The 24,971-nt window shown below is 70.2% G+C and carries 23 protein-coding genes; 14 read left to right on the top strand and 9 right to left on the bottom strand.

The genetic code is table 11. The features are described from left to right. Positions 1 to 149 precede the first annotated feature (149 nt). Together ACZ69Q_RS38730 and ACZ69Q_RS38725 are read left to right on the top strand one after the other, a co-directional pair. Positions 150 to 1,070, top strand: coding sequence for an aldose 1-epimerase family protein (locus ACZ69Q_RS38730; RefSeq protein WP_471051679.1), 921 nt, complete (start codon positions 150 to 152; stop codon positions 1,068 to 1,070). A 659-nt stretch (positions 1,071 to 1,729) separates the two neighbouring features. Then, positions 1,730 to 3,103, top strand: coding sequence for a chloride channel protein (locus ACZ69Q_RS38725; RefSeq protein ID WP_471051677.1), 1,374 nt, complete (start codon positions 1,730 to 1,732; stop codon positions 3,101 to 3,103). A 745-nt stretch (positions 3,104 to 3,848) separates the two neighbouring features. Here ACZ69Q_RS38725 and ACZ69Q_RS38720 read toward each other — a convergent pair. Beyond that, the gene (locus ACZ69Q_RS38720) at positions 3,849 to 5,033 is read right to left on the bottom strand and encodes a PucR family transcriptional regulator (protein ID WP_471051674.1); all 1,185 of its coding nucleotides are present in this window, start codon (positions 5,031 to 5,033) and stop codon (positions 3,849 to 3,851) included. Between the two features lie 149 nt (positions 5,034 to 5,182). On the opposite strand from ACZ69Q_RS38720, the gene ACZ69Q_RS38715 reads away from it, so the two are divergent. Then, positions 5,183 to 6,670 (top strand): long-chain-fatty-acid--CoA ligase, encoded by a 1,488-nt coding sequence (locus tag ACZ69Q_RS38715; RefSeq protein WP_471051672.1) that lies wholly within the window; start codon positions 5,183 to 5,185, stop codon positions 6,668 to 6,670. Between the two features lie 690 nt (positions 6,671 to 7,360). Here the strand turns inward: ACZ69Q_RS38715 and ACZ69Q_RS38710 are convergent. Further along, positions 7,361 to 7,969 carry a TetR/AcrR family transcriptional regulator gene (locus ACZ69Q_RS38710; RefSeq protein WP_471051669.1) on the bottom strand — a complete coding sequence of 203 codons (609 nt, stop codon included), beginning with the start codon at positions 7,967 to 7,969 and terminating at the stop codon, positions 7,361 to 7,363. Between the two features lie 132 nt (positions 7,970 to 8,101). Between ACZ69Q_RS38710 and ACZ69Q_RS38705 the strand changes: the two genes are divergently transcribed. The 4 genes from ACZ69Q_RS38705 (at position 8,102) to ACZ69Q_RS38690 (ending at position 10,323) form a co-directional block, all read left to right on the top strand. Continuing rightward, positions 8,102 to 8,863 (top strand): SDR family NAD(P)-dependent oxidoreductase, encoded by a 762-nt coding sequence (locus ACZ69Q_RS38705; protein WP_471051666.1) that lies wholly within the window; start codon positions 8,102 to 8,104, stop codon positions 8,861 to 8,863. 43 nt (positions 8,864 to 8,906) lie between these two features. Further along, positions 8,907 to 9,320 (top strand): DUF4345 domain-containing protein, encoded by a 414-nt coding sequence (locus ACZ69Q_RS38700; protein ID WP_471051664.1) that lies wholly within the window; start codon positions 8,907 to 8,909, stop codon positions 9,318 to 9,320. 49 nt (positions 9,321 to 9,369) lie between these two features. Then, positions 9,370 to 9,555, top strand: a complete 186-nt coding sequence (locus ACZ69Q_RS38695; protein ID WP_471051661.1) for a hypothetical protein — start codon at positions 9,370 to 9,372, stop codon at positions 9,553 to 9,555. A 72-nt stretch (positions 9,556 to 9,627) separates the two neighbouring features. Beyond that, positions 9,628 to 10,323, top strand: a complete 696-nt coding sequence (locus ACZ69Q_RS38690) for a type 1 glutamine amidotransferase domain-containing protein (RefSeq protein WP_471051659.1) — start codon at positions 9,628 to 9,630, stop codon at positions 10,321 to 10,323. Positions 10,324 to 10,611: 288 nt separating this feature from the next. On the opposite strand, the gene ACZ69Q_RS38685 is transcribed toward ACZ69Q_RS38690, so the two are convergent. Then, the gene (locus tag ACZ69Q_RS38685) at positions 10,612 to 11,262 is read right to left on the bottom strand and encodes a class I SAM-dependent methyltransferase (RefSeq protein WP_471051656.1); all 651 of its coding nucleotides are present in this window, start codon (positions 11,260 to 11,262) and stop codon (positions 10,612 to 10,614) included. Positions 11,263 to 11,366: 104 nt separating this feature from the next. On the opposite strand from ACZ69Q_RS38685, the gene ACZ69Q_RS38680 reads away from it, so the two are divergent. Both ACZ69Q_RS38680 and ACZ69Q_RS38675 read left to right on the top strand, forming a co-directional pair. Then, on the top strand, positions 11,367 to 11,462 hold the full coding sequence (locus ACZ69Q_RS38680) for a TetR family transcriptional regulator (protein WP_471052084.1): 96 nt from the start codon (positions 11,367 to 11,369) through the stop codon (positions 11,460 to 11,462). A gap of 606 nt (positions 11,463 to 12,068) precedes the next feature. After that, positions 12,069 to 12,239 carry a hypothetical protein gene (locus ACZ69Q_RS38675; protein WP_471051653.1) on the top strand — a complete coding sequence of 57 codons (171 nt, stop codon included), beginning with the start codon at positions 12,069 to 12,071 and terminating at the stop codon, positions 12,237 to 12,239. 274 nt (positions 12,240 to 12,513) lie between these two features. On the opposite strand, the gene ACZ69Q_RS38670 is transcribed toward ACZ69Q_RS38675, so the two are convergent. Then, a complete protein-coding gene (locus ACZ69Q_RS38670; protein WP_471051650.1) occupies positions 12,514 to 12,930 on the bottom strand; it encodes a MarR family winged helix-turn-helix transcriptional regulator in 417 nt (138 codons plus the stop codon). A 115-nt stretch (positions 12,931 to 13,045) separates the two neighbouring features. Here ACZ69Q_RS38670 and ACZ69Q_RS38665 point away from each other — a divergent pair, with 115 nt between their 5' ends. From ACZ69Q_RS38665 to ACZ69Q_RS38650, 4 genes are all read left to right on the top strand, one after another. Then, complete coding sequence (locus ACZ69Q_RS38665) at positions 13,046 to 14,686, top strand: MFS transporter (RefSeq protein ID WP_471052082.1); 1,641 nt, start codon at positions 13,046 to 13,048, stop codon at positions 14,684 to 14,686. 249 nt (positions 14,687 to 14,935) lie between these two features. Then, entirely contained in the window at positions 14,936 to 16,228 is a 1,293-nt protein-coding gene (locus tag ACZ69Q_RS38660) for an aldehyde dehydrogenase family protein (RefSeq protein WP_471052079.1), read from the top strand. Between the two features lie 168 nt (positions 16,229 to 16,396). After that, positions 16,397 to 16,780, top strand: coding sequence for a PPOX class F420-dependent oxidoreductase (locus ACZ69Q_RS38655; protein ID WP_471052076.1), 384 nt, complete (start codon positions 16,397 to 16,399; stop codon positions 16,778 to 16,780). A 113-nt stretch (positions 16,781 to 16,893) separates the two neighbouring features. Continuing rightward, positions 16,894 to 17,427 carry a GtrA domain-containing protein gene (locus ACZ69Q_RS38650; RefSeq protein ID WP_471051647.1) on the top strand — a complete coding sequence of 178 codons (534 nt, stop codon included), beginning with the start codon at positions 16,894 to 16,896 and terminating at the stop codon, positions 17,425 to 17,427. Positions 17,428 to 17,752: 325 nt separating this feature from the next. Here ACZ69Q_RS38650 and ACZ69Q_RS38645 read toward each other — a convergent pair whose 3' ends face one another. Further along, positions 17,753 to 17,986, bottom strand: a complete 234-nt coding sequence (locus tag ACZ69Q_RS38645; protein WP_471052098.1) for a hypothetical protein — start codon at positions 17,984 to 17,986, stop codon at positions 17,753 to 17,755. A gap of 116 nt (positions 17,987 to 18,102) precedes the next feature. On the opposite strand from ACZ69Q_RS38645, the gene ACZ69Q_RS38640 reads away from it, so the two are divergent. Continuing rightward, positions 18,103 to 19,182: an ABC transporter permease gene (locus ACZ69Q_RS38640; RefSeq protein WP_471051644.1), complete on the top strand. Its 1,080-nt coding sequence runs from the start codon at positions 18,103 to 18,105 to the stop codon at positions 19,180 to 19,182. A 498-nt stretch (positions 19,183 to 19,680) separates the two neighbouring features. Here the strand turns inward: ACZ69Q_RS38640 and ACZ69Q_RS38635 are convergent, their stop codons facing one another. The 4 genes from ACZ69Q_RS38635 to ACZ69Q_RS38620 all read right to left on the bottom strand — a co-directional run bounded on the left by ACZ69Q_RS38635 (position 19,681) and on the right by ACZ69Q_RS38620 (position 24,847). Further along, positions 19,681 to 20,763, bottom strand: a complete 1,083-nt coding sequence (locus ACZ69Q_RS38635) for a S1 family peptidase (RefSeq protein WP_471051641.1) — start codon at positions 20,761 to 20,763, stop codon at positions 19,681 to 19,683. Positions 20,764 to 21,040: 277 nt separating this feature from the next. Beyond that, positions 21,041 to 21,940 carry a slipin family protein gene (locus tag ACZ69Q_RS38630; RefSeq protein WP_471052073.1) on the bottom strand — a complete coding sequence of 300 codons (900 nt, stop codon included), beginning with the start codon at positions 21,938 to 21,940 and terminating at the stop codon, positions 21,041 to 21,043. Between the two features lie 241 nt (positions 21,941 to 22,181). Continuing rightward, positions 22,182 to 23,087 (bottom strand): S1 family peptidase, encoded by a 906-nt coding sequence (locus tag ACZ69Q_RS38625; protein ID WP_471051638.1) that lies wholly within the window; start codon positions 23,085 to 23,087, stop codon positions 22,182 to 22,184. Between the two features lie 431 nt (positions 23,088 to 23,518). Continuing rightward, on the bottom strand, positions 23,519 to 24,847 hold the full coding sequence (locus tag ACZ69Q_RS38620; RefSeq protein ID WP_471051635.1) for a DUF5685 family protein: 1,329 nt from the start codon (positions 24,845 to 24,847) through the stop codon (positions 23,519 to 23,521). Positions 24,848 to 24,971 lie beyond the last annotated feature (124 nt).

Raw genomic sequence — 24,971 nt, 5'->3', positions numbered from 1 at the left:
GGGCGAACCTGCCCGGCGATCGCGCCGACAGGAACGTGTCGTGCTTGACCGGGCCCATGAGGGTCCGCACGCTCCCGACGGGAGGCCGGTAGTGCAGGCCATCACTACGCAGGGTCCGAGGACGACCCGGCGGACCCAGGAGGCCACGCGTGCAGGAGAGCCGCACCGGACGACAACTGACCCTTCGTCACGGCACGCACCGTGCCGTTGTCGTCGAGCTGGGCGCGGCCCTTCGGTCGTACTCGGTCGGTGAGCGCATCGTGATCGACGGGTTCGCCGAACAGGACCGGATCACCGGCGGACGCGGCCAGATCCTGGTGCCGTGGCCCAACCGGATCCGCGACGGCCGCTACCCCTGGGAAGGGCAGGATCTGCAGCTTCCGCTCACTGAGCCGACCGGCGGCAACGCCATCCACGGGCTGCTCCGGTGGGTCGCGTGGCAGGTGGTGGAGGCGAGCGGCAGCCGCGCCGTCCTGGAGGTTCATCTGTGGCCGCAGCCGGGCTACCCGTTCCACCTCCACGTCCGCGCCGAGTACACCCTGGGTGAGAGAGGACTCGAAGTCGCCGTCGCCGCGCGCAACCTTGACGCGAGCGCCGCACCGTACGGCTTCGGCCAGCATCCCTACGTCACCGCGGGCACCGCCGTCGTCGACCAGGCGGTGCTGACCGTCCCCGCACGCACGTGGCTGCGCACCGATGAGCGCGGCCTGCCGGTCGCCGCCGAGCCGGTCGCCGGGACCGAGTACGACTTGCGAACGCCCCGTGCTGTCGGTGCGCTCCGGCTGGACACCCCTTTCGGCGACCTCGACCGGGACGCGGACGGTCGGGCCGTGGTGCGCCTGGCCCACCCGTCGGGTGCGTTCGGCGCGGACGTGTGGCTCGGTGAAGGCGCCGACTACGTGCAGCTCTACACCGGCGACACCCTCCCGCCCGGGGAGCGCCGTCGTGCGGTCGCCATCGAGCCGATGACCTGCCCGCCCGACGCCTTCCGCAGCGGCACCGGGCTCGTCAGTCTTGGCCCCGGCGAGCAGCACACCGTCCGCTGGGGGATCACCCCCTGGGGGGAGTGACGACGCCGTCACGGCGCCCGACAGTACGAGCGGGTGCTTTTGCCGACCGGCTGCGTGGCCGGCCGGGTCAGGGCCTCACGCCCACGCCGATGTGTGCCTGGTTCGTCGTCACATTCGGCACTTCGGTGCGGGGTGGGGGGATCCTGGCCTTCAGCACGCGGTCCTCGCACGGATATGCCGTGATGCCGAACCGGGCAACGGCCACCATGATCGGTCTTGAGGGTGAGCGCGTGGGCGGGAGCGGAGTCCGCGTCGTGTGCCCGGATCGTCCCCTGTCGTGGTCACCACCCCAGGGCGATCACGGATCGGCGTCCATCGACCCGGAGGGTAGTGATGTCGCAGAGGACAGCCACTGCTCCACGCCCAGAGGGGCGCACCGCTGTCGAGGAGCGGGCGCACTGGTGGCAGGGGCGCTCGTCGCTGTTTTTCTCGACCCAGCCACGCAGAGTACGAACCGTAGGAGAAGTGCCGCGATCCCTTGCGGATTCCGGAGGAGCGGCCGGCCCACCGGATCCCGGACCTCGTACCGATCCCTTTCGGCCCAGTGAGTCTCCATCATTTCGGTTCCACCGAGGCGCCGCGGCGATCATGGCCGGCTGCCCCGGCTCCGGAATCATGGCCAAGTCCTGCTGTGACACGCGCATGCCGGAGGTCTCGGCGTGACCTCTCCGAGCCGTCCGAGCAAGCCTGACGAACAGCCCCCCGCAGCCACCACGGACCCACTCTCACTCGCCCGCAGCCGCGGTTACGCGGTTCTCCTCCTGATCGCGGCGGTTCTCGGTGTCCCGATCTCGGCGGCGGCTTTCGGCTTTCTCGCACTCGTCAACGAGCTCCAGTCGCTCACCTACACCGACCTGCCCAAGGCCCTGGGCTTCCATGGCACGCCCAACTGGTGGCCGGTACCGCTGCTGGCCGTGGCCGGGCTCCTAGTCGGCCCGATCGTCCGATACTTCCCCGGTAACGGTGGACACGAGCCGGCCTACGGATTCGTACCCTCGGGCCCGACCCCGACAGCCAATCTGCCTGGCGTGGCGCTCGCCGCGCTGGCCTCACTCGGCCTCGGGGCCGTCATCGGGCCGGAGGCCCCGCTCATCGCCCTGGGCAGCGGCCTCGCCGTGGCTGCGCTGCGACTGACGCGGAAGTCGTTCCCGGAGCAGGCAACCGGTGTCGTGGGAGCCTCCGGGAGCTTCGCCGCGATCAGCACCCTGCTCGGCTCACCGCTGCTCGGAGCATTTCTGCTCATGGAAATGGCCCGCTTCGGTGGACCGATGCTCGGCATCGTCCTGGTACCCGGATTGCTCGCCTCCGGCATCGGCGCGCTCATCTTCACCGGCCTGGGCTCGTGGACCGGCCTGGGCACCTACTCGCTGACCCTGCCGAACGTCCCCCATGCCGCCACACCGGATGCCGCCGGGTTCGGCTGGGCGCTCCTGATCGGCGTAGCGGCGGCTCTGCTGGGCGTCGGGATTCGGTGGCTCGCCCTCTTCTTACTGAAACAGGTCAAACGGCGACGGCTGACGGCCACCGTACTCGCGGGCGTCGTCGTCGGTGTGATCGCCCTGCTCTACGCGGAGTGGACCGGCCACTCGGCATCGGGAGTCCTGTACTCGGGACAGAGCGGCCTCGGTCCCCTTCTCACTGCGAACGCGCAGTATTCGGCGGGCGCCCTTGTGGTGCTCGTCGCCTGCAAGGCGGTGGCGTACTGCGTGTCCATGGCAGCGTTCCGTGGTGGCCCGGTGTTCCCCGCCATGTTCGTGGGCGCAGCCGGAGGCATCGCACTCTCCCACCTGCCCGGGCTCGGCGTGACCGCTGGGCTCGCGATGGGCGTGGGTGCCATGTCGGCGGCGATGCTCAAGTTGCCCATGACCTCCTTGCTGCTGGCCACCCTGCTTCTGGGCCAAGAGGGCCTGACCGTCATGCCGCTGGTGATCGTGGCGGTCGTGGCCTCCTACGTCCTCACGCTCAGGCTGACCCCGCCGCCGACCACCGCACCCGCCACCGAGCAGGACGCGGCCGTGCCGCGGGGCGGCTGAGCTGCCTCGCCGTACCCGCCCGCCCTTCTCAGCAAGCAAATTACCCAGGCGCCATGGCACCCCGGGGCCCGATTACGGTGCGTCGGGCGTGGCCCGCTCGGTGTGCGCCAGTTGCGGACGTGACCGCCCTCCTCGACTGGCGCTCCGCCTGCTCGGCGGCGCGACGAGCCGCGCGGCCCCGCAGCGGGCACTGGTGAAACCAGGGCGGCGGCCATCGCCCGCGGTACCCACGAGCCGGTCCCCCGAGAGCACATGCGGCCGCGCGACACTCGCAGGCCCGGAGGGCATTGCCGCATCGGGGGCACGGCTCGCGGCGGTTGTCGCGCCTGTGTTGGCGCCCCTGCTGGTGCCCTTCCCGCTCGGTGTCGGTGGCGCACACCGGGCTGCTGCGGCCGGCCGGTGTCCGGGGAGCAGCGCGGACTGCACTGAACAGGGTCTCGGCCCGCTCGACGTCGCACGTGCCTGGGCGACATTCGTAGACCGGGCCGGCCGCGAGGCGGCGGCGTCGATGCTCGCCACGGCTGTGCCCGAAGGGACTGCGGCGAGAATCGGCGTGCGGATGCTGACTTCCCTGGGGCTGCAGCGAGCGTGAGTCTGCGCCTTCGTGATCCGTGCCGACGACCTGCTGCCGGCCGACAGCGCCTACCGCCGGCTCTCCCTGGATCCCGGCGCCGCCCGGGCCCGCGCGGCCGAAGTCGCCGCGGACCGCGTCCGCCGACGCTTCGGGCCGCAAGCCGTACGTCCGTCACTGAATGACGTCACCGACCGACGAGCTCACCCGGCGGACCGCCAGGAGCGCCGCGCCGATGTCCGCCGCCGCGCGGGGATCCGACAGGGAGCGGCCCGTCAGCTCCTCGACGCGGCGCAGCCGGTAGCGGACGGTGTTGGGGTGGACGAAGAGACTTTGCGCCGCGTCCGTGGCGGAGCCGGCGGCGGCGTACCAGTGCTCCAGGGTCTCCAGAAGACGGGAACGCTCCGGGGCCGGGAGATCGAGCAGGGGCTGGAGGACCACCTCCACGAGGTGCGCCGCCTCGGCCGGGGCGGCGGCGACGACCATGGCCAGCGGGTTGTCGTCGAAGCGCGCGACGCCGGGGCCGGTGCCCTGCAGGCCGGCCAGAGCCAGCCGGGCGAAGCGCAGAGCCCGGGGGGTGTCCCGCAGGGAGTGAAAGCACGGGCTGACGCCTACCCGGGCGCCCGCGTCGCGCAGGATGCGCAGACAGGTGCTCTCCGCCGTCGCCGTGGGCAGGGCGGCCAGACCGATCTGCTGGTCGGGCAGCAGCCGCCAGGCGAAGTGGACCTGGGCCTGACGCAGTGCCGTTTCCGTCCCCACCAGCGGTTCCTCGCCGGGGGCGTCGGCCGCCGCGGCGGCGACCACGTAGGGGCCGCGGTCGGGCAGACCCAGCTCGCGGGCGGCCTCCCACAGCGTGCGGTCGGCGATGACGCCGGTGAACAGCGCCTCCACCAGTGCGGAGCGGCGTGCCTGACGCCGCGAGGTCAGCTCGGCGGTGGTCTCCCGGTAGGCCGCCGCGACCGCCTCCGCGTAGCGGCCGAACAGGGCCCAGATCTCCGCGGACTGGGACACCAGTTGGGCGTCGGTGACCTCGGGACGGTTGCGTGCCTCGGCGAGGATGTCCGTCCACAGGAGCTCGAAGCCGATCCGGTACGCGTGCAGGGTGTCCGCCAGCGGCACGCCCTGCTCGGCGCGCAGGCGACCGGTCTCCCGAGCCGGGCTCGGGTCCTGCGCGCCCGCGCGGCCGAGCTGGTCCAGGAGCAGGTCCGCGTTGGCGGTGCACGAGCGGCGCAGCGAGTCGAAGGGGATCAGCGACTCGTCCTTGTAGGCATCGACGTCCGAGCGGATGCGCTGCGCCATCCGCTCGCCCAGTTCCGGCAGCCTCGCCTGAAGTGCCGAGACCACCCCTGAGAGGTTCATTCCCGCAGCGTAACGCCCCTGTTTTGTCCCCGGGGACAATCCGGGAGGGCAGACGCTGTCATGGCCCATATAGGCCGTCGCCACGGACATCTGCACGATGTCGTCAGTGTGAACAGCGGATTTCGACGGTGACATTCGTGGAGGCGGTCATGGCCAATCTGGCTCAGTTCCTGGTGGAGACGGCTCGGCGGCAGCCGGAACACCCCGCGCTGCGGCTGGGGGGTCAGGTCACCAGCTACGCGGAGCTCGACGAGCGCAGCGCCCGCGCCGCCGCGCTGCTGCGGGCCGAGGGCGTACGACCGGGAGACCGGGTCGCTCTGATGCTGCCCAACGTTCCCGAGTTCGTCGTCCTGTACTACGGCGTGCTGCGCGCCGGAGCGGTCGTCGTACCGATGAACCCGCTGCTGAAGACCCGGGAGACCGAGTACCACCTGCGCGACTCGGGCGCCGAGATGCTCTTCGAGTGGCACCAGGCTCCGGGCGAGGGCATGAAGGGCGCGGCCGCCGCCGGAGTGCGGCACATGGCCGTCGAACCCGCCGCCTTCGCGGGCCTGCTCGCCGGTCACGAGCCGCTGCCGGAGGTGAGCGAGCCGGACGTCGAGGACGTGGCCGTGCTGCTGTACACCTCGGGCACCACCGGCCGCCCCAAGGGCGCCACCCTCACCCACACCGGGCTGCGGCACAACACCGAGGTCAACGCGGTGCATGTGCAGCGGATGACGGCGGACGACGTGGTCGTGGGCTGTCTGCCGCTGTTCCACATCTTCGGCCAGATCTGCACGATGAGTGTGACGGTCCGCGCCGGTGCCTCGCTCACCCTGATCCCCCGCTTCGACCCGCAGACCGTGCTGGACGCCATCGCCCGCGACCGGGCGACGATCTTCGAGGGCGTGCCGACCATGTACGCGGCGCTGCTCCAGCACCCGTCTCAGGCCGACGTGTCCACGCTGCGGATGTGCGTCTCCGGCGGAGCCTCGCTGCCGGTGGAGATCCTGCACGGCTTCGAGCGTCGCTTCGGCTGTGTGGTGCTGGAGGGCTTCGGCATGTCCGAGACGAGTCCGGTGGTCACCTTCAACCACCCCGACCGGCCGCGCAAGGCCGGGTCCATCGGCACGCCGATCAAGGACGTGGAGGTGCGGCTCCTCGACGACAAGGGCCAGGACGTGGCTCCCGGCGAGATCGGCGAACTGGCCGTGCGCGGGCCGAACGTGATGAAGGGTTACTGGAAGCGCCCGGAGGAGACGGCGGCCACCATCCCGGACGGCTGGCTGCGCAGCGGCGACCTCGCGCGCCAGGACGAGGACGGCTACCTGTACATCGTCGACCGCAAGAAGGACATGATCATCCGCGGCGGCTACAACGTCTACCCTCGTGAGATCGAGGAGGTGCTCCACGAGCACCCGGCCGTCGCCCTGGCCGCCGTGCTGGGCGTGGCCGACGCGCATCTGGGCGAGGAGATCGCGGCCGCGGTGGTGCTGCGCCCGGGTGCCGCGGCCACGCCCGACGAGCTCCAACTGTTCGTCAAGGAGCGGGTTGCGGCGTACAAGTACCCGCGTCAGGTGTGGCTCGTGGACACACTGCCGACCGGCCCCAGCGGCAAGATCCTCAAGAGGGAGATCAGCGCGCCGGCTGTGTGAGGTCCAAGTGGTCGAGTCGGCCGGGTATCGGCGAGCAGCAACGCCGAAGCGTCCCCGGCTTCTCGACGGCTCCCCGGCCGACGACCGAGGGCGACAGCCTTCCCCGGCCGGGACGCGGGCAAGGGAACGGGCATGCTCCGAAGCGGATCCGGGCATGGCCGTTGTCCCTATTTAGGGCGTAAATCGCCTCTACCTGCGGAAATGCGTAGGTCGATACGGGCAGATTCGGTCCGGAACGCATGACGTTCTGCCCGCTCACACGGCTGGGAGTGCGTGTAGAAAATCCACATGAACCCCAACGGACCGGACTCCGCCATTGCGCGGCCGGGTCTTCACTTCGTTGCCGTGGCAGGCCCGCAGGTGACGCCGGAGGATGAGGGAGCAGGCGAGTTCGGACGCGCGAGCCAGGAGGGCCCTCCGGAGCGGCAGCGGTCCGTGGCGGATCCCACAGACGGGCCACCCCGCTGGCGTGCGGACGCCAGGGGGGGTTATCGTCGAGAGGTAGAATGACCGGTAACCCTACTTCGGGTGGCGCCTCGTCCTTCCGGGCGGGACTGTCAACCAGGCAGGCAACTGCCAGTGGGTCCCGGTGCACGTCGAACAGAGATGAAAAGCTCCATGAAGCCAATCCGCGCCCCGGCTTGCCCGGGGTCCGTCAGAGGGCCGGTGTTTCGCGCGGCCTCGGTGGGGTCAGCCTCCCGACCGGATCAGCCGGACCGCGTCCAGCAGGGTCTTGTGGGCGGCCGTGGAGTCGTCCAGGTAGCCGGCGGCCATCGCGCCGTCGTACAGCATCAGCAGTGCGCCGGCGGCCGACTCCGGGTCGGTGTGGCCGAGCCGGGTGAGCAGGTCCTGGAAGAGGCTGCGGATCCAGTTCCGGTGGGTCGTCACCAGGGCGCGGACCGGATGGTCGGCGGCCGGGTACTCGGCGGCCGCGTTCAGGAACGGCGATCCGCGGAAGCCGCGCTCGCGGGCGTGCTCGGCGATCGCCTCGAAGATCAGGTCGATCGCCTCCGCGGGCGGGTGCCCGGCGGCCAGCGGTTCGGCCACCTGCTTGTAGTAGGCGTCCTTGGTCAGCAGATAGGCCACGACCAGGTCGTCCTTGGAGGCGAAGTGCCGGTAGAAGGTCACCTTCGTCACCCCGGCCTCGGAGATCAGCCGCTCCACGCCGACGGCGCGTACGCCCTCGTAATAGAACAGCCGCGACGCGGCCCGCACGAGGCGTTCGCGAGGCGGGAGGTCTGCCACGGTCTTGGTCCCCTGATGGCCGGCGTCGGTGGTCTTCTTCCCAGTGATGCTCACTTCCCCATTGTGCCCTCGGCCCGGCCCTGAGCGGCCTGCACCCCCCTACGGCCCCACCAGCGAGGCCGTATCCCCCTTATCCCGCACGGCTCGCAGGAAGGCGGCCGTGCCGCGTATCGAAAGGCTTGAACCATGACTCGTCGTCTTGAAGGAACCGTCGCCCTGGTCACCGGAGCATCCAGCGGCATCGGCCACGCCACCGCCCTGGAGCTTGCCCGCGAGGGGGCCTCCGTCGCCCTGGTCGGCCGCCGCGAGGACCGGCTCACCGGCCTCGCCACGGAGATCTCCAACGCCGGCGGCAAGGCCCTGGTCATACCCGCTGACATCACCACCGCCCGGGCCGCCGCGGAAGCGGTCGAGCGGACCGTCGAGGGCCTGGGCCGCCTGGACACCCTGGTCAACAACGCCGGCCTCATGCTGCTCGGACCCACCCCCGGCGCCGACCTGAACGACTGGCAGCGCATGGTCGACATCAACCTCATGGGCCTGCTGCACACCACCCACGCGGCCGTCCCCCACCTGGTCAAGGCCGCCGCCGACGGGCCGCGCCAGGTCGCCGACATCGTCAACATCAGCTCGCTGAACGGCCGCAACGCCTACGCCATGATGGCCGTGTACACCGCCACCAAGTTCGGCGTCACCGGCTTCAGCGAGGCGCTGCGCCAGGAACTGACCAAGCAGCACGTCCGCGTGTCCGCCGTCGAGCCGGGCAGCGTCGACACCGAACTGCGCAGCCACAACTCGGAAGTTGTCCAGCAAATGCTCAACGCCGGCCTCGGCGACATCGAGCGGCTGCAGAGCGAGGACATCGCCGACACCGTCCGCTACATCGTCACCCGCCCCCGGCACGTGGCCATCGCCGAACTGCTCGTACGCCCCACCGAGCAGGCCTGAACACCGACACCGGGGCCAACTCCGAGATGAGCAAGGAGCCATGATGGCGGCCGGCAACCCTGTCACGGCAGCCAACACCATCGTCCGTGTCTGCCTGCTGCTGGCCGCGGCCATCGCGCTCGGAGACGGCCTGCAGCAACTGGCGCAGGGAGGCCCGGCGGGCACCGCGGAGGCGGACAACACGCACCGCTTCCTGGCGGGTGTCTACGTAGGCTGGGCTCCCCTGTTCGCCTGGGTGGCGGCAACGATCCGCTGGCAGGGAGTACTCGTCTACTTCCTGGCCGTCCCGATCTTCCTCGGCGGCGTCGGGCGGCTGGTCTCCTTCGCCCGGGACGGCATGCCGAGCCAGGCGGGAGTCTTCGTCGCCTCCGCCCTCCTGGAGTTCACCCTCCCGGTCGTCATCGTCTGGGCGCACTCCACCGCACTCAGGTCCAGACGGGTGCCGGCCGCCGCCTGAGGCGGCGATCCGGGGCGGCAGACCGGACGTCGAGGAAAGACTGGCCGGCGTGCAGGGCAGGGTGCCGTTCCTCCTGGAGGACGAACTGCGCGCGAAGGGAGCCAAATATGTGCGCTCCACCATCCCGATGACGCCGCATGCCGTGCGTGACAACCGCCTGATCACGGGCCAGAACCCGGTGTCCACCAAGGCCGTGAGCGACTTGATTCTCGCCGCCTTGGCCGAGGCCGGATAACCGATTCAGAAACCCGGGGCGCCCGCTTCTGCGGGACGTCGCCCGATAAACCGAACTCTAGGAAACCGCACCATGTCGAAGATCCTTTTCGTGATGACCGGCGCCGCCCACTGGACGCTGGCGGACGGCACCAAGCACCCGACCGGCTTCTGGGCCGAGGAGGCCGTCGCCCCGTACCAGGCATTCACGGCCGCCGGCCACGAGGTCGTCATCGCCACGCCGGGCGCCGTCGTGCCGCCCCTGGACCAGGTCAGCCTGGCGCCGCAGTTCAACGGCGGCGAGGAGGGCGCGAAGACGATGGCGGACGCCCTCGCCTCGATCAGCGAGATCCAGCACCCCATCAGGCTGGAGGACGTCGACCTCGCCGACTACGCCGCCGTCTTCTACCCCGGCGGCCACGGCCCGATGGAGGACCTGGCCGTCGATGCCACCTCCGGCAAGCTCCTCATCGACGCGCTCTCCTCCGGCAAACCGCTCGGCGTGGTCTGCCACGCTCCGGCCGCGCTGCTGGCCGCCACCCAGGCCGACGGCGCCAACGCCTTCGCCGGTTACCGGCTCACCGCCTTCAGCAACGTCGAGGAGACCCAGGGCGGCCTCGCGGCGGGCGCCAAGTGGCTGCTCCAGGACCGCCTGGTCGAGATCGGCGCCGACTACCAGGAGGGCGAGCCTTGGGCCCCGAACGTGGTCGTGGACCGCAACCTGGTCACCGGTCAGAACCCCGCCTCCGCCGGACCCGCCGCGGCCGAAATGCTCAAGAAGCTGGCCTGACGCACGAATCCGGACCGGAGCAGCGTGGTCCGTGGCCACGCCGGCCTCCGCCCGCCTTGGCATGCGCTTCAACCGGGCGACGACGCGGCCCCGTCCTCCGTGACACACCCGCTCCACGATCTGTGGTCTCAGCATCAGCGCGCTGGACGCCGGGCGACAGCACCACCCGGCCCGCCGACTACTGGGTGCCGGCGGGCCGGCGATGCCCCACGGGACCTTCACCGAGGCTGACTGGAAGATCACCGTAGCGACCCCAAGTGGCGTCGCGTCCGCCCTTGTTCGAGGGGGTCACGGGCGGGGCCTACGTGCGTGAAGGACGAAGGCCGGGGGTGTGTTGCGCCATATGGTCCGGCTGGGGACGACTTCCTCGAAGCGGTCGGCCAGCAGGTCGCGGAACCGGCGGGCGGGGGTGAGGGGAACGGCGTGGAGGTAGGTGAACGCGGTGAAGGCACCCGCCGGGGCGAGCACCGCGGCTGTCGCGTCCATGAGCTGGTGCCGGGTGGGGGCGGGAAAGAGGGCCCAGGGCAGGCCGCTGACCACCACGTCGGCGCTCTCGATGCCACGCTCATCCAGCAGATGGCGCAGATGCACGGCGTCGCGCTGGATCACCTCCGCACCCGGGTGACGGTGGCGCAGGCGCTGGGCGAGGAGTGGATCGATCTCGACGGCCAGGTGGCGGCCGCGTCCGCCGAGCCGACGCTGGATCTCGGCGGTGAACGGGCCGGTGCCGGCACCCAGTTCCACCACGACGGGATCACCGCGTTCGGGCACCGGGGCGCAGACCGCCTCGGCCAGGTGCCGCGAGCTGGGCGCGATGGCCCCCATGCGCGCCGGTGAGCGCACCCACTGCCGCAGGAACAGGGTGTAGTCGTTCGGCTCCTGCGAGGGCGTGCAGAGACGGCACGGTCGGGCTGTGCGGCGCGCGGTGCTGGTGGTCATGTCGATGCCCTTGTCCGGGAGTGCGAATGGTCGATCGTGTCGGCGTGAAGGGGTAATGCGCGGTGAGGTCCCGTCGGTGGCGCAGTGGCCGGTTGCGTTGAGGACTGAAGGGCCGGAAGGGCGACGTCGGCAGTGGAGGACGCGGCACCTTCTACCGGCACTTCGCATCCAAGGAGGACTTGGTCGTGGCCATCCGGTGACGAAGGACGCCTACTCCCGTGAGGGGCCGTACCGCTGGCGGCCGGGCACCCACCCGGAGAGCAGGTGGAACGACCGGTAACTCTACCTAGCTCGACGATAGCTCGCCCGGGCGGCTTCGCGCCAGCACAAGGCCCGATTGAGGCATCCCTCACTCGTGCACCACCGGCATGGAAGACCCTCCTGGCGCCGCAAGAACCCGAAGATCGGCAAGGTTCGTGGCGTGCACAGGCCAACTGGCAGGCCCATCAACCAGGTTGGCAGTCGACTTCATCGCTGCGGGCTCTGTATAGGCTGGCGCGCGTGGATGTGACGGGGTGTCTTGGCCGGGCGCCGGGAGTCGCCCGGAGGCGTCGTGCACGAAACCGCCGCCTGGGTGGTGAACCACGTCGTCGGTCCGATGAATCTCGGCACCTTGATCGTCGGTCCGCGGGAGCACGTCGTGGCTGTCGCGGAGCTCGACGACACGGCAGCGGCGGAACTCGGCCCCTTGCTGCGCGACACCGCTCGTGTCGTGGAGACGTTGTGCCGGCCTGAGCGGACCTACGTCTGCATGTGGCTCGCACGGCCGCGACGCGCGCAAGCACCTGCACATCGCGGTCCAGCCGGTGACCGCGGAGGTGCGGGCCCGCTACGGCGGGCTGCGCTCCGAGCAACTCCAGGCCCGGATGCCGGCGAACGGTGACGAGCCGGACATCAGGGATGTCGAGCAGTTCTGCGAGTGGGCCCGCGAGTTGTTCCGAGTGATAGCCGGCAGCAGCATCGAAGACGACAGATGATCACCGGCGCCGGGCCGGCGTCACCGCGTAGTCAGGCGAGCGCTAGGAAGTAGTGCAGTCTTCCCCATCGCGCACCCGCAGCAGGCTTCTCTTCGGCTTCGGCTCACCGTGTCTGCCGGCGAAAGACGCCCGGAACCGCGAGTGACCGTCATCGGTCCACCGACGCGGCCGGCGCCACCCCACCACCGCCACCCCACCAACGCGAGCCATCCGGCGCACAGGTCTCACTGTTCAGCCACCGCCCGACTGCTCGACGGGACGGCGTCTGCTCACATCAGCGCGGGAACACGACCGTCAGCAGGCGGAAGAGCTCGGCGCGCTCTTCGTCGGACAGCTTGTCCAGGCCGGTCTGCGTCTGCTCCATCCGCTCGCGGATCGTGTCGATCGCCTGCTGGCCCGCCTCGGTGAGGGCGACGTTCTTCACGCGGCGGTCGGTGGCGCTGACTTCGCGGTGGACCAGGTCTCGCTTTTCGAGTCGGTCGATGATCCCGGTCATGTTCGACGCGTCACAGGCGAGGGTGTGCGCGAGCGAGCGCATCGAGGCGGGTGCGCGGCGCAGCACCGTGAGGGTCTTCGCCTGACTCGACGTGAGGCTCATGTCGGCGGCGGCGGCCGTGAAGTCGGCGAAGTGCGTACTGACCGAATGGGCGAGCAGCTCCATGAGCTGCGCCTTGGACGGGATGGGTGGCATACCTCGAGGGTACCGCTCAAAGTTTGAGTACCTCAACCTTTGACATCTACCGGCGTCATATTGTTTGATGTCCTCAAGCATCGAGTACCTCAATGGTTTGACTCCTCGACCGTCGATGCTTCCGCCCTTCGGGCGCCCACAACCTTCCACCGGAGAGAAGACCGTGAAGTCCTCCCTTGCCGCCGCGCCGGAGCGCCGCACCGGCAGCCTCACCCTCGTCCTGGTACTGGGCCTCGCCGCCATGGTCGTGTCGATGATGCAGACCTTGGTCATCCCGATCCTCGGCATAATCCAGAACGACCTCGGCGCCACCACGGCCCAGGTGAGCTGGGTCACCACCGCCACGCTGCTGTCGGCCGCGGTCTTCACGCCGCTTCTGGGCCGCCTCGGCGACCAGCACGGCACGAAGCCGACCCTGCTCGGCGTGCTCGTGGTGATGGTCGCCGGATCCGTGCTCGCCGCGACCACGAGTTCGATGCTGTGGCTCATCGTGGCCCGGGTGATGCAGGGCGCCGCCACCGCGATCTTCCCGCTCGCGCTGTCCGTGCTGCGCCAGGAGGTCGCACCCGCGCGGCTGCCCGGCGCCATGGCCCTGGTCAGCGGCACGCTCGGCTTCGGCAGCGGTCTCGCCCTGGTGAGCGCCGGACTCCTGAGCCAGGGTGCCAACCCCGACTATCACCAGGTCTTCTGGCTGGCCGCCGCGCTCGCCACCGCCGCCCTGATCGCGGTTGCGGTCGCCGTCCCCGCGCCCCGTACCCGGACGGGCGGGCGTACCGACTGGCTCGGCGCCGCCGGTCTCGCCCTGCTGCTCGTGCTGTTCCTGCTGCCCATCTCGCAGGGGCACACCTGGGGCTGGACCTCGGCCCGGACGCTCGTCCTGTTCGCCGGTGCCGTCGTCACGACGGTCCTCTGGGTCTTCGTCGAGCGCAGGGTCCGTGACCCGCTGGTCGACATGAAGATGTTCGTCCACCGGCCGGTGCTGTTCACCAACATCGCCGGACTGCTCGTCGGATTCGCCATGTTCGCTCAGTTCATCGGCGTCTCCTACCTCGTCCAGACGCCCTCTGAGATCGCCGGCTACGGCTTCGGCGCCTCGGTTCTGCGCGCCTCCGTCGTCTACCTGCTGCCCTCCGCCCTCATCTCGCTCGCAGCGGCCCAGCTCGGAGGCGTGCTGGTACGCCGCATCGGTGCGCGTTTCACCCTCGCCGTCGGTGCCGTCTTCGGCGTCGTCGGGTTCGCCTGGCTGACCCTCGCCCACGACACCACCGCGTCGGTGATCCTGGCCGGCATGGTCGTCGGCGTCGCCATCAGCTTCGGCTACGCCGCGATGCCCGCCCTGATCGTGGCCGGCGTTCCCCACCACCAGACCGGCATCGCCAACGGCATCAACTCCATCTCCCGCTCCACCGGCAGCGCGATCGGCAGCGCGGTCATCACCTCGCTGCTCGCCTCCAACACGCTCGACAACCTGCCCGCCGGGGTCCCCGCGCTGCCCGCCGAGAGCCAGTACACCCTGAGCTTCGCCCTCGCCGGCATGGCGTTCCTGCTGGTCATCGGCGTGGCCATGGTCGGCCTGGCGATCCGCCGCAGCTCCCCCGCCACCGGCACGCCCGCCGCGTCGAGCGACGGCGAGACCACGCCCGCCGTGTCGGGCGACAGCGAAGCGACACCGGCCCTGTCTGACGACAGCGAAGCCACACCCGCTCCGTCGGGTGACGGCGAAGCCACGACCACACGCACGGCCGCAACGGTCTGACCGCACCACACCTGCACGGCCGCGACTTTCCTTCCCTCCCCCGGATACCGACCGGCTTCCCCTCCCCCGGATACCGACCGGCTTTCCCTCCCCCGGATACCGACCGGCTTCCCCTCTCCCGGATACCGACCGGCTTTCCCTCTCCCGGATACCGACCGGCTTTCCCTCCCAACCGAACGGGACACGACTGTGACCGACACCAAGGCAGCCTTCACCCTCGGCGACACCTTCACCGCCGCCGAAGCCACCGTGCTCGTGGACCGGCTGCGCGCCACCTTCCGTACCGGCCACACCAAGCCCCTGGCCTGGCGCCGGCAACAACTCACCCGCCTGCGCGACATGCTCACCGACAACCGCGCGGCGATAGCCGACGCCCTCTACGCCGACCTGCGCAAGAACCGCGCCGAAGCCGACGCCATGGAGATCGACCTCACGATCGGCGAGATCGACGACTACCTGGAGCACCTGGAGGAGTGGACCACCCCGCAGCCCGCCCCCGTGACGGTGCCCGGCGTCCCCGGCAGCACCGCCCGTACCCAGTTCGACCCCCTGGGTGTCGCCCTGGTCATCTCGGCGTGGAACTACCCGATCAATCTGCTGCTGGTGCCCGTCGCGGGCGCGCTCGCCGCCGGGAACGCGGTCGTCATCAAGCCCGCCGACTACGCCGCCCGCACCTCGGCACTGCTGGCCGAGCTGCTGCCCGCGTATCTCGACACCGACGCGACCGCGGTCGTCGAGGGCGGCGCGGCGGAGACCACGGTGCTGCTGGAGCAGCACTTCGACCACATCTTCTACACCGGCAACGGCACCGTCGGCCGCATCGTGATGACCGCCGCCGCGAAGAACCTCACCCCCGTCGCCCTCGAACTCGGTGGCAAGTCACCGGTGTTCGTGGACCGAGACGCCGACATCGCCACGGTCGCGCAGCGCCTGGCGCAGACGAAGTTCGCCAACGCCGGACAGACCTGCGTCGCCCCCGACTACGTCCTGACCGACCCGGACACCGCGACCGAACTGCAGGCCGCCCTGGTCGTCGCGATCAAGGGGCTGTTCGGTGAGGACCCGCAGACCTCCGACGCCTACGGGCGGATCATCAACGAGCGGCACTTCGACCGGCTGAGCGCGCTGCTGGACTCCGGCCGCACCGTCACCGGCGGGCAGACCGACCGCGCGGACACCTACATCGCCCCGACCGTGCTGGCCGACGTCCGGCCCGACGAGCCGGTGATGCGGGAGGAGATCTTCGGCCCCATCCTCCCGATCCTTCCCGTGGCGGACCTGGACGAGGCCATCGCGTTCATCAACGACCGCGACAAGCCCCTCGCCCTGTACGCCTTCACCGAGAGCAACACCACCAAGCGCCGCCTCGCCGCCGAGACCTCCTCGGGCGGCCTCAACTTCGGCCTGCCGATGCACCACCTCGCCGTGCCGACGCTTCCCTTCGGCGGTGTCGGCGAGAGCGGCATGGGCAACTACCACGGCCGCTACTCCATCGAGACGTTCAGCCACCGCAAGGCCGTCCTCGACGTCCCGCTGAGCTGAACCATCCCGGCTTCGGGCGGCGGTACGCAGTCCCACCCCGCGACCTCACACGCGCCGCCGCCCGCCCCCTCCTCGGAAGAAGGCATCCCCATGCGCACATCGGCATCGCAGTACGCCGCCCCCGCGGCCAACGACCTCGATCGCAAGAAGAAGGAACACGCACGCATCATGGACGACACGCTGCTGGAGCAGCTCGCCGCCGGCAAGTACATGCTGCTCACGAGCTACCGCAAGAACGGCACCCCGGTCGCCACCCCGGTGTGGGTGGTGCGCGACGGAGACACGCTGGGCGTGCGGACCCCCGCCGACTCCTGGAAGGTCAAGCGGATCCGTGCCCGCGGCGACATCCTCGTCGGCCCCTGCGACCTGCGCGGCAACCCGACGGGCGACCCGGTCCCGGCCACCGCCGAGGTCACCGACGCGGCGACCGGCGCCCGCTACCGCTCACTCATCGCCCGCAAGTACGGCATCGTCGGCCGCCTCATGATCTTGGATAGCTGGCTGCGGGGAGCGAACCGGACGCTGGGCATCCGCGTGCGGCTCACCCCGTGACGATTTGACGCACCGTCTACTCCCGCATCAGGGACCGCCTGTCGGAATGCCCTGGTGAATACCCATCAAACAGTCACGGCACACAAGAGCGAGCGAGCAAGGGGGTCGGAATCATGGAGACAGCGCAGACGGCGCAGAGTCAGCAGCAGGCGGCACCCGGCACCTTCACCGCCTTCGCCCGCTTCGTACTCTTCGGCGGCGGAGTGGGGCTCGCCTCCAGCTTCGCCGTGGCGGCCCTCGCCTCCTGGATCTACTGGGGCCTGGCCAACGCTCTGATCACCGCGGCTTCCACGCTCCTCGCCACCGAACTGCATGCCCGCTTCACCTTCGGTGCAGGCGGGCGCGCGACCTTGCGCCAGCATGCTCAGTCGGCCGGGTCCGCGGCGGCCGCGTATGCGGTGACCTCCGTGGCGATGCTCGTCCTGCGGCAACTGGTGGCGGCGCCCGGTGTGGTGCTCGAGCAGGTCGTCTACCTGTCCGCCTCCGCGCTCGCCGGTGTCGCGCGGTTCGCGGTGCTGCGCCTCGTTGTCTTCGCGCGGAGCCGCTCGCAGGTCGCGGCCACCGTCCGCACCGCCCGTCCCGTGCACACGACCGCGGCCCGCGCCGCGGCACCCGCCGGCCCAGTGGTGCTGGGCCGCGCCGCCTGACCGTTCCGCCGCGCGAACCGTCAGCCTCGCCATGGACCGACGTCCACATCACGCCCAGCGGCCCCGGTTCCCCTCTGCCCTTCAGGCTCTGGATGAGCGCGATCGCTGCGACCTCTCGGAACAGATGACACCGCAGTGTTGGGCTGGCTGGGCAACCCCGGCGTGGTTCCACGGACCGAAACGCACACTCCTGCGCGCGAGACCCGTTGGACAGCGCGAGGTCGAAGATCCAGCCAACAAACCGACCGCCAACCGAAAGCGGCCCCTGGTCTGATGAGGTGCTCACCGCACGCCATCAGACCAGGGGCCGCCGAGGTCTGAGCTCTCAGACCTTCACCAGTCCCTGCTCCTCATCCGGATCCGCGTCCTTCTGATCGCCCGAGCCGGACGAGCCCGCCGAGTGGGCCGGGTCGCCCTGTGTCCGCAGCCCTTCCCCCTCGACATCCACGTTCGGCAGCACCCGGTCCAGCCACTTCGGCAGCCACCACGCCCTCTTGCCCGAGCGCCCCCAGCCAACAAGGGGGCGCCCGGCCGGGCGCCTCAGGGCCTCCCAGCCCAATCTCCTCCACGACCGGCTCCACGCCGAACAGCGACCGCACCCATCGAACACTCGCACGACATCCGTTCGGCCGCCCCCCACCTGCGCAAACGCCCGCGGCGCCAGACGGTGGAGGCATGACGCAGACCACCGAGGCCGGCACTCCCCATGGCTCCTTCCTCGACGAAGTGAAGGACGCCGTCACCCCGCGGGCCACGATTCTCGTGACCGGCACGGTCGTCCTCGCTCTGCTCTTCATCGCCTCCTATGTGGGCGCCCTCCACGACCCGAAGCCCAAGAACGTGCCCTTGGGAGTGGTGGCACCCGAGGTGGCCGCCCAGCAGACGGTGGCCCGACTGGAGAACCTGCCCGACGACCCGCTGGACCCACGCGCCCTGCCCGACGCGGCGACGGCCCGCGACCAGATCCTGAACCGCGAGATCGACGGCGCACTGGTGATCGACCCGGCCGGCACCACCGACACCCTCCTGGTCGCCACCGGAGGCGGAAGAGCGCTGGCCGCCACCCTGGAGGCCCTCGTCGCCACCCTGGAAAGATCGGAGGCACGCGCACTCCGCACCATCGACGTGGCTCCGGCCGACCCCCACGACGCCAACGGGCTCACCTCCTTCTACGTGACCGTGGGCTGGTGCGTGGGCGGCTACCTCTGCGCATCGATCATCACGATCAGCTCGGGAGCCCGCCGCCCCACCCTCAGACGCTCGGTGATCCGCCTCATCGTCATGGCCCTGGTCGCCCTGGTCGCCGGCCTGGGGGGCGCCCTGATCGTCGGCCCGATCCTGGGCGCACTGCCCGGCAGCATCGCCGCCCTCTGGGGCGTGGGCGCCCTGATCGTCTTCGCGGTGGGCGCAGCCACCCTCGCCTTTCAGGCCGTCTTCGGCCTGGCCGGAATCGGCTTGGCGATCCTCATCGTGGTGATCCTGGGCAACCCCAGCGCGGGCGGCGCCCTGCCACCCCCGCTGCTCCCCCCGTTCTGGCGGGACATCGGCCCGGCGCTGCCACCCGGCGCGGGCACCTGGGCAACCCGCTCGGTCGCCTACTTCAAGGGCAACGACACGACCGGCTCCCTACTGATCCTCTCGGCCTGGGCGGTCGCAGGAGCAGCCATCACCCTCCTGGCAGCGATGATGCGTGGCAAGGACCGAACGCCGGACGCACCTGCCACACCGGGCCCGACGGCGACTGCGGGTCCGTAGTGGCTGGTCGCGCAGTTCCCCGCGCCCCTAGCGGGGTTGCAGGCGGCCTGCACCGAAACGCACCCGCGGCCGCCCACGGCGTAAGGAACCGTGCCGGCGAAGGCGCAGCACCCGCGTACGGCGTAAGGAACCGTGCCGGCGATGGGGCAGCACCCGCGTACGGCGGCAAGGGGACGTGCCGGGGCTGGCGCAGCACCCGCGTACGGCGTAAGGGGACGTGCCGGGGCTGGCGCAGCACCCGCGTACGGCGTAAGGGGACGTGCCGGGGGGTGTCCGCCCGCAGCGGCGGGCGTCAACGAACAGCCCCTCCCTGCCCGACAGCAACCGCCCGACCGAGGACGGACACCCCCCGGCACGGCCCCGACCCACCACACCACCGCAGGCGCTACGCGAACCCCCACCCAACCCGCACAGGCGCCGCAGGCATCAACGCGCACCCAACGCGAAAGTCCCGCCCCAACAACCAACCCGGGACGGGACTCCGCAAAGCTACGTACGTCAGCCGATCTCAGTACCCGTGGCAGACAGCGCCTCAGTCACCGGCTGGAAGAACGTCTCCCCACCGGAGGTGCAGTCACCACTGCCCCCGGAGGTGAGACCGATCGCCTTGTCACCGGAGAACAGCGAACCACCACTGTCCCCGGGCTCGGCGCACACGTCGGTCTGGATCAGCCCGTTGACGATGTCACCGTTGCCGTAGTTCACGGTGGCGTCGAGCCCGGTGACCTTGCCGTCGTGCACCTGCGTGGTCGACCCGCTGCGGGTGACCTCCATACCGACGGTGGCCTCCGCGGCCCCGCTGATTGCCTGCGCAGAGCCGTTGTAGAGGTTCACCTCACTCGGGTGGTCGACCTCGGCCGTGTACTTGACCAGCCCGTAGTCGTTGTCCGGGAAGCTGGACGACTCGTTGGTGCCGATCTGGGTCCCGCTGGAGTCGGACCAGTCCTTGATGCTCTCGGTGCAGTGCCCGGCGGTCAGGAAGTACGGCTCGCCGCCCTTGACCACGTTGAAGCCGAGCGAGCAGCGCCCGCTGCCACCGGTGATCGCGTCACCACCCGCGACGAAGGGCTTGAACTCCCCCTTCGACCGCTTCAGTTCCGCCTTGGCGCCAAGCCCGTCGACGACCTTGCCGAGCTTGGCCCACTCGGCGTCGGACACCGTACGGTCGGCGGTGACGACGACCTTGTTCGTCGCCGGGTCCGTCACCCAGGCGGTGCCGGGAATGGTCGCGTCCTGCTTCAGCGTCGTACGCGCGCTCTTCAGCTCGGCGAGCGAGTTCTCAACGACTCGCGCCTTGGCGCCGGCAGCCTCGACGGCGTCCGCGGCGGCCTCGTCGAGGACGTTCACGACAAGGCTCTTGGCCTGCGCGTCGTAGTACGTGCCCGCGGCATCGCCGCCGAGGTCCTTGGCCAGCGCCGAGGCGAGCTTTCCGGCCGCGGAGACCGACAGGGTCTTCGGCGCGGACGCCTCAGGCGTCTCGCTGGCGTTCGCAGTCTGCAAGGTCACGCCCGCGGCGACCAGTGCGGCGATGCCCGCACCTGCCAGGGCTGCACGCCGCTTGGGTATGCGTCGGTGCTTCAACTCACGTCCTCCTGTGGGGGGTCGGCCCGAGAGGTTGTGGGGACCTCGCCGGACCGGAAGGCGTACGGCCACGGGAACGGCTCACAACAAAAGCCGCGTCCGCGCCGGTTGAACAAGGTTCACTATTCCTAGGTTCGAAGGGAGCACACAAGGTCGACTTCCGGACGCGCGTAGAACACGTTTACACGCCCCTCCTGTCTTGACCGTGCACTGTCACACACGCTCTCTTCGCTCAGCAAATACCGCAAGCGAGCGAACCATACGCAGCGCGTGAGGTCTACTCCTGTCTCGAAATCGCCCCTTCGGGGTCCGACTCCAAGCGAGGTTCACCAGCGGGAAGTTCGTCCTGCCCGGTCCGCGCTTCAACAGGTACCGGCCGCTGCGAGCCGGAGCCCGACTCCTGCCCGGAGGGCGCAACTTGCGCCCCTTTCTCCAGAAATCGCAGCAACTCCACCGGAATCGGCAGCACCAGCGTGGAGTTCTTCTCGGCCGCCACCGCCATCACCGTCTGCAGCAACCGCAACTGAAGGGCCGCGGGCGCGTCCGACATCTGATGCGCCGCCTCCGCGAGCTTCTTCGAGGCCTGGAGTTCGGCATCGGCGTTGATCACCCGCGCCCGCCGCTCCCGGTCGGCCTCCGCCTGCCGCGCCATCGACCGCTTCATGGTCTCGGGCAGGGAGACGTCCTTGATCTCCACCCGGTCGATCGTCACGCCCCATTCGACGGCCGGGCTGTCGATCATCAACTCCAGCCCCTGGTTGAGCTTTTCGCGACTGGAGAGCAGATCGTCCAGCTCGCTCTTGCCGATGATGGACCTGAGCGAAGTCTGCGCCATCTGCGAGACCGCGAACCGGTAGTCCTCAACCCGTACGACCGCCTCGGCCGGCGCAGTCACCTTGAAGTAGACGACCGCGTCGACCCGCACGGTCACATTGTCCCGAGTGATGCCCTCTTGCGCGGGAATGGGCATCGTCACGATCTGCATGTTCACTTTGCGCATTTTGTCCACGCCGGGCACGATCATCGTGAACCCGGGCCCGCGCACTTGGGGCCGCAGCTTCCCGAGACGGAAGACCACTCCCCGTTCGTACTGCTTGACGACCCGCGCGGCCGCCGCCACATAGACCAGTCCGGCGGACGCGAACGTCACTCCCGCCGCCACCAGCTCCTCGACCATCACCGACCCCCAGGGTCCGACGTGGGCGCATTACAGCGGAGTACTGCCTGTACGTCGACGGTAACCCCGTGACCGGAGCAAGGGCGAGCCCCCGCACGCCAGTTGCGTACGGGGGCTCACATGCTGCTGGCTGCTGTTCAGGCCGTACCGATACGGCCGTCCGGACCGATACCACCGCCCGAACCGATACCACTACCCGAACCGATACCTATCCGGACCGATACGGCCGTCCGACCGAACGTCAGTAGACGCTGACGCCGTACGCGCTGAGGGCCTCGGTGACCGGCTGGAAGAAGGTCGTGCCACCGGAGGTGCAGTTGCCACTGCCGCCGGAGGTCAGACCGTACGCGGTGCCGTTGCTGCCGTAGAGCGAACCGCCGGAGTCGCCTGGCTCGGCGCAGACGGTGGTCTGGATCAGACCGCCGACGACGTCGCCGCCGCCGTAGTTGACGGTCGCGTTCAGGGCGGTGACCCGGCCGCTGTGCGTGCCGGTGGTGGAGCCGTCACGGATGACGGTGGTGCCCACGCTGGGCGTGGCCGCGCGGGTGATGTCCACGCCGTTCGCGGTGCCGGGCCGGCTGACGGAGCCGGAGTAGCGCACGATGCCGTAGTCGTTGCCCGGGAAGCTGGAGCCGGCGGTCGAGCCGATGACCGTGGTGCGGCCGGAGTTGGAGTACCAGGTGCCCGCGCCGTCGGTGCAGTGGCCGGCGGTCAGGAAGTACTGGTTGCCGCTGCTGTCCTGGACGTTGAAGCCGAGCGAGCAGCGCCAGCTACTCGCATAGATGGCGTCGCCGCCCTGGATGAACTTGCTGAACTTGCCGGCGGTCCGCTTGATCGTGAGCGCGCCGGCATTGCCGCCCGCCTGCTCCTTGATCTTCGCTATCTCCGCCTGGGAGACCGTGGAGTCGACGGTCACGGTGACACGGTTGGTCTTGCTGTCGACGGCCCAAGCGGTGCCGGGGACGTCGGCCTTCAGCACGGAGCCGCTGACGCTCTTGAGCTGAGCGGCACTGAAGGTGGCGGGAGTCTCCGCGGCGGTCGCGTTGGGGATCGCGATCGCGGCCGCGGCTACGAGGCCGGAGGAAACGGCGATCAGCCGGGTCCGTCTCGTAATGCCGCTGCGGGGGGTGGTGCGCTTGATCCTCACTTTTCGTTCCCTCCAAGGGAAGTCGGGGGCCCGCGTGGGGTCGGGGCCCGGTGTGAGGCGCAGTCAGTCGGGCCCGTGTCCGGATTCCGAACACGCCGTGCCCCTGACAAGCGCTGAGGGGAGTATTCGGTAGAACGACCGGTCGACACAAGGGCGCCTTTCGGCCGTCAACTTTTGAACCGCCTGTATGAGTTGGCCGCTCCTGCCCCGGTCAGAGCGGGTCAGAGCCGGTCGGAGCAGCTTGCGCTCCCCCCGCGGCGACAACGAGGTCAGGCGTGTTGCCAAGTGGCGCAAAGAAACACCCGAAGTGGTCGGCCAGGGCGCGGAGCGGCAACATGGTGCGGTTGAGCACGTGCGGTGCGGTCCTCGCTCCGGGATGTCCGGAAGTAACCGGCACTCACGAACTCCGCGGCTATTGCCTCCGGGAGCGCTCAGCAACCGTCGCAGGGGCAGCAGCAGTCGCACCCGTCGCAGTCACAGTCACGGCAGCAGCCCTCGCGCTTCTTGCGGGACCACGGACCCTCGTACTCCTTGGCGCAGCACAGCTTGCAGGTGCAGCACAGCAGCCAGAACATCCCGCAGCCGGCCCAGAACCCACGCCGTCCCTTCGGCGGCTGCGGGGCCGGCCCACCGCCGAACCCACCGAAGTCGCCCCCACCGCCCCCACCGCCGCCACCACCGGGCACTCCCCCACCGCCGGCATACGGGTTGCCACCAGCGTAGGGGTTCCCGCCACCGGCATACGGATTCTGCGGCGCCCCGTACGGGCCGGACTGCCCCGGCTGCTGCGGCGGCTGCCCATAAGGCCCCGGCTGCCCAGGCTGCTGCGGCTGCCCATAAGGCCCGGGCCGGCCGTGCTCCCCCGGCTGATGCGAAGCGTGCGAGGCATGGGACGCACAGGTCGGCACCGTGCCGAACGCCCGGTCCACCGAGCGCCGCAACTCGTGCACCAGCAGCAGGTGGGCGAGCCCCGGATCCGTGAACTCCACCTCGCGCAGCGCCAGCCGCACTCCGTGGACGGCGTCGTCGGCGAGCCGGCGCGCCTCGGCGAGCGAGGTCCCGGTCGCGGTGAGGGGGTTCCACGCACCCGCCTCGGCGTCGGCCACCCGGTCCTCCACGGCGTCCAGGAGGTGGGCCAGCCGCCCGAACAGGCGCCCGGCCTCGGCGAGCGGTTCGGCGTTGTGCGGCCGTCCGGCGAGGATCGCGGTGTGCGCGAAGGCGGCGGCGGTCGCCGTCTCGGTCGGTTCGGTCACGACGAGCACAGAGGTGCCGATCCCGGCCAGCGTCTCGATGCCGGCCTGCCGGTCGACGGCGTCGACGAGTATGGCGGTGTCGAACCCGACGGCCGAGCCGCCGCGGGCACCCGCCGCACTCCACCCCGCGGCCACCCGGCGCGCGGCGAGCGCCACCGGCCTGCGGGCCAGCAGCCCGTCCCCGTCGGCGACATGGTCACGCACCTTGGCAGAGGCGAGCACGAGTGAGACGGCGGCGGCGAGCCGGGCGCCCTCACCCTGCGCGACGGACGCGGTGCGCATCCCGCGCAACGGACACGGTCCCGCCGTACGCCGCAGCCCGCTGTCCTTCTCCGCCTGAGCTTCCGTCAGAACGGAGATGAGGAGCCCGTCGTAGTTGGTGACGATCCGCGCGAACTGACCATGGTCGCCGCGCAACGAGAGGCACAGCCCGCACAAATGCGCCATCCATTGTCCCGCGAGGTTCTCTCCGAGCCGATGACGACAGGGCTTGACGATTCCGAACACGACTCTCCCCCGAGGTTCTTACGACGCTTCTACGACGCTGAGCTGCCGCATCGTACCGGCCGCCGTCTCGATCGCCACGGCAGCCTCGTTCACCCGTACGCACCCGGCATCACCCATACGCCGT

This window comes from Streptomyces sp. NPDC036764 (genome assembly GCF_055609385.1).
The sequence above is the reverse complement of the archived record's forward strand: the minus strand, read 5'-3'. Positions and strand labels throughout refer to the sequence as shown.

Coding starts and splice junctions, on each gene's coding strand:
- ACZ69Q_RS38640 (WP_471051644.1), top strand. CDS start 18,103: ATGACGCAGACCACCGAGGCCGGCACTCCCCATGGCTCCTTCCTCGAC.
- ACZ69Q_RS38655 (WP_471052076.1), top strand. CDS start 16,397: ATGGACGACACGCTGCTGGAGCAGCTCGCCGCCGGCAAGTACATGCTG.
- ACZ69Q_RS38705 (WP_471051666.1), top strand. CDS start 8,102: ATGACTCGTCGTCTTGAAGGAACCGTCGCCCTGGTCACCGGAGCATCC.
- ACZ69Q_RS38685 (WP_471051656.1), bottom strand. CDS start 11,262: ATGACCACCAGCACCGCGCGCCGCACAGCCCGACCGTGCCGTCTCTGC.
- ACZ69Q_RS38650 (WP_471051647.1), top strand. CDS start 16,894: ATGGAGACAGCGCAGACGGCGCAGAGTCAGCAGCAGGCGGCACCCGGC.
- ACZ69Q_RS38690 (WP_471051659.1), top strand. CDS start 9,628: ATGTCGAAGATCCTTTTCGTGATGACCGGCGCCGCCCACTGGACGCTG.
- ACZ69Q_RS38700 (WP_471051664.1), top strand. CDS start 8,907: ATGGCGGCCGGCAACCCTGTCACGGCAGCCAACACCATCGTCCGTGTC.
- ACZ69Q_RS38630 (WP_471052073.1), bottom strand. CDS start 21,940: ATGGTCGAGGAGCTGGTGGCGGCGGGAGTGACGTTCGCGTCCGCCGGA.
- ACZ69Q_RS38665 (WP_471052082.1), top strand. CDS start 13,046: ATGCTTCCGCCCTTCGGGCGCCCACAACCTTCCACCGGAGAGAAGACC.
- ACZ69Q_RS38670 (WP_471051650.1), bottom strand. CDS start 12,930: ATGCCACCCATCCCGTCCAAGGCGCAGCTCATGGAGCTGCTCGCCCAT.
- ACZ69Q_RS38720 (WP_471051674.1), bottom strand. CDS start 5,033: ATGAACCTCTCAGGGGTGGTCTCGGCACTTCAGGCGAGGCTGCCGGAA.
- ACZ69Q_RS38715 (WP_471051672.1), top strand. CDS start 5,183: ATGGCCAATCTGGCTCAGTTCCTGGTGGAGACGGCTCGGCGGCAGCCG.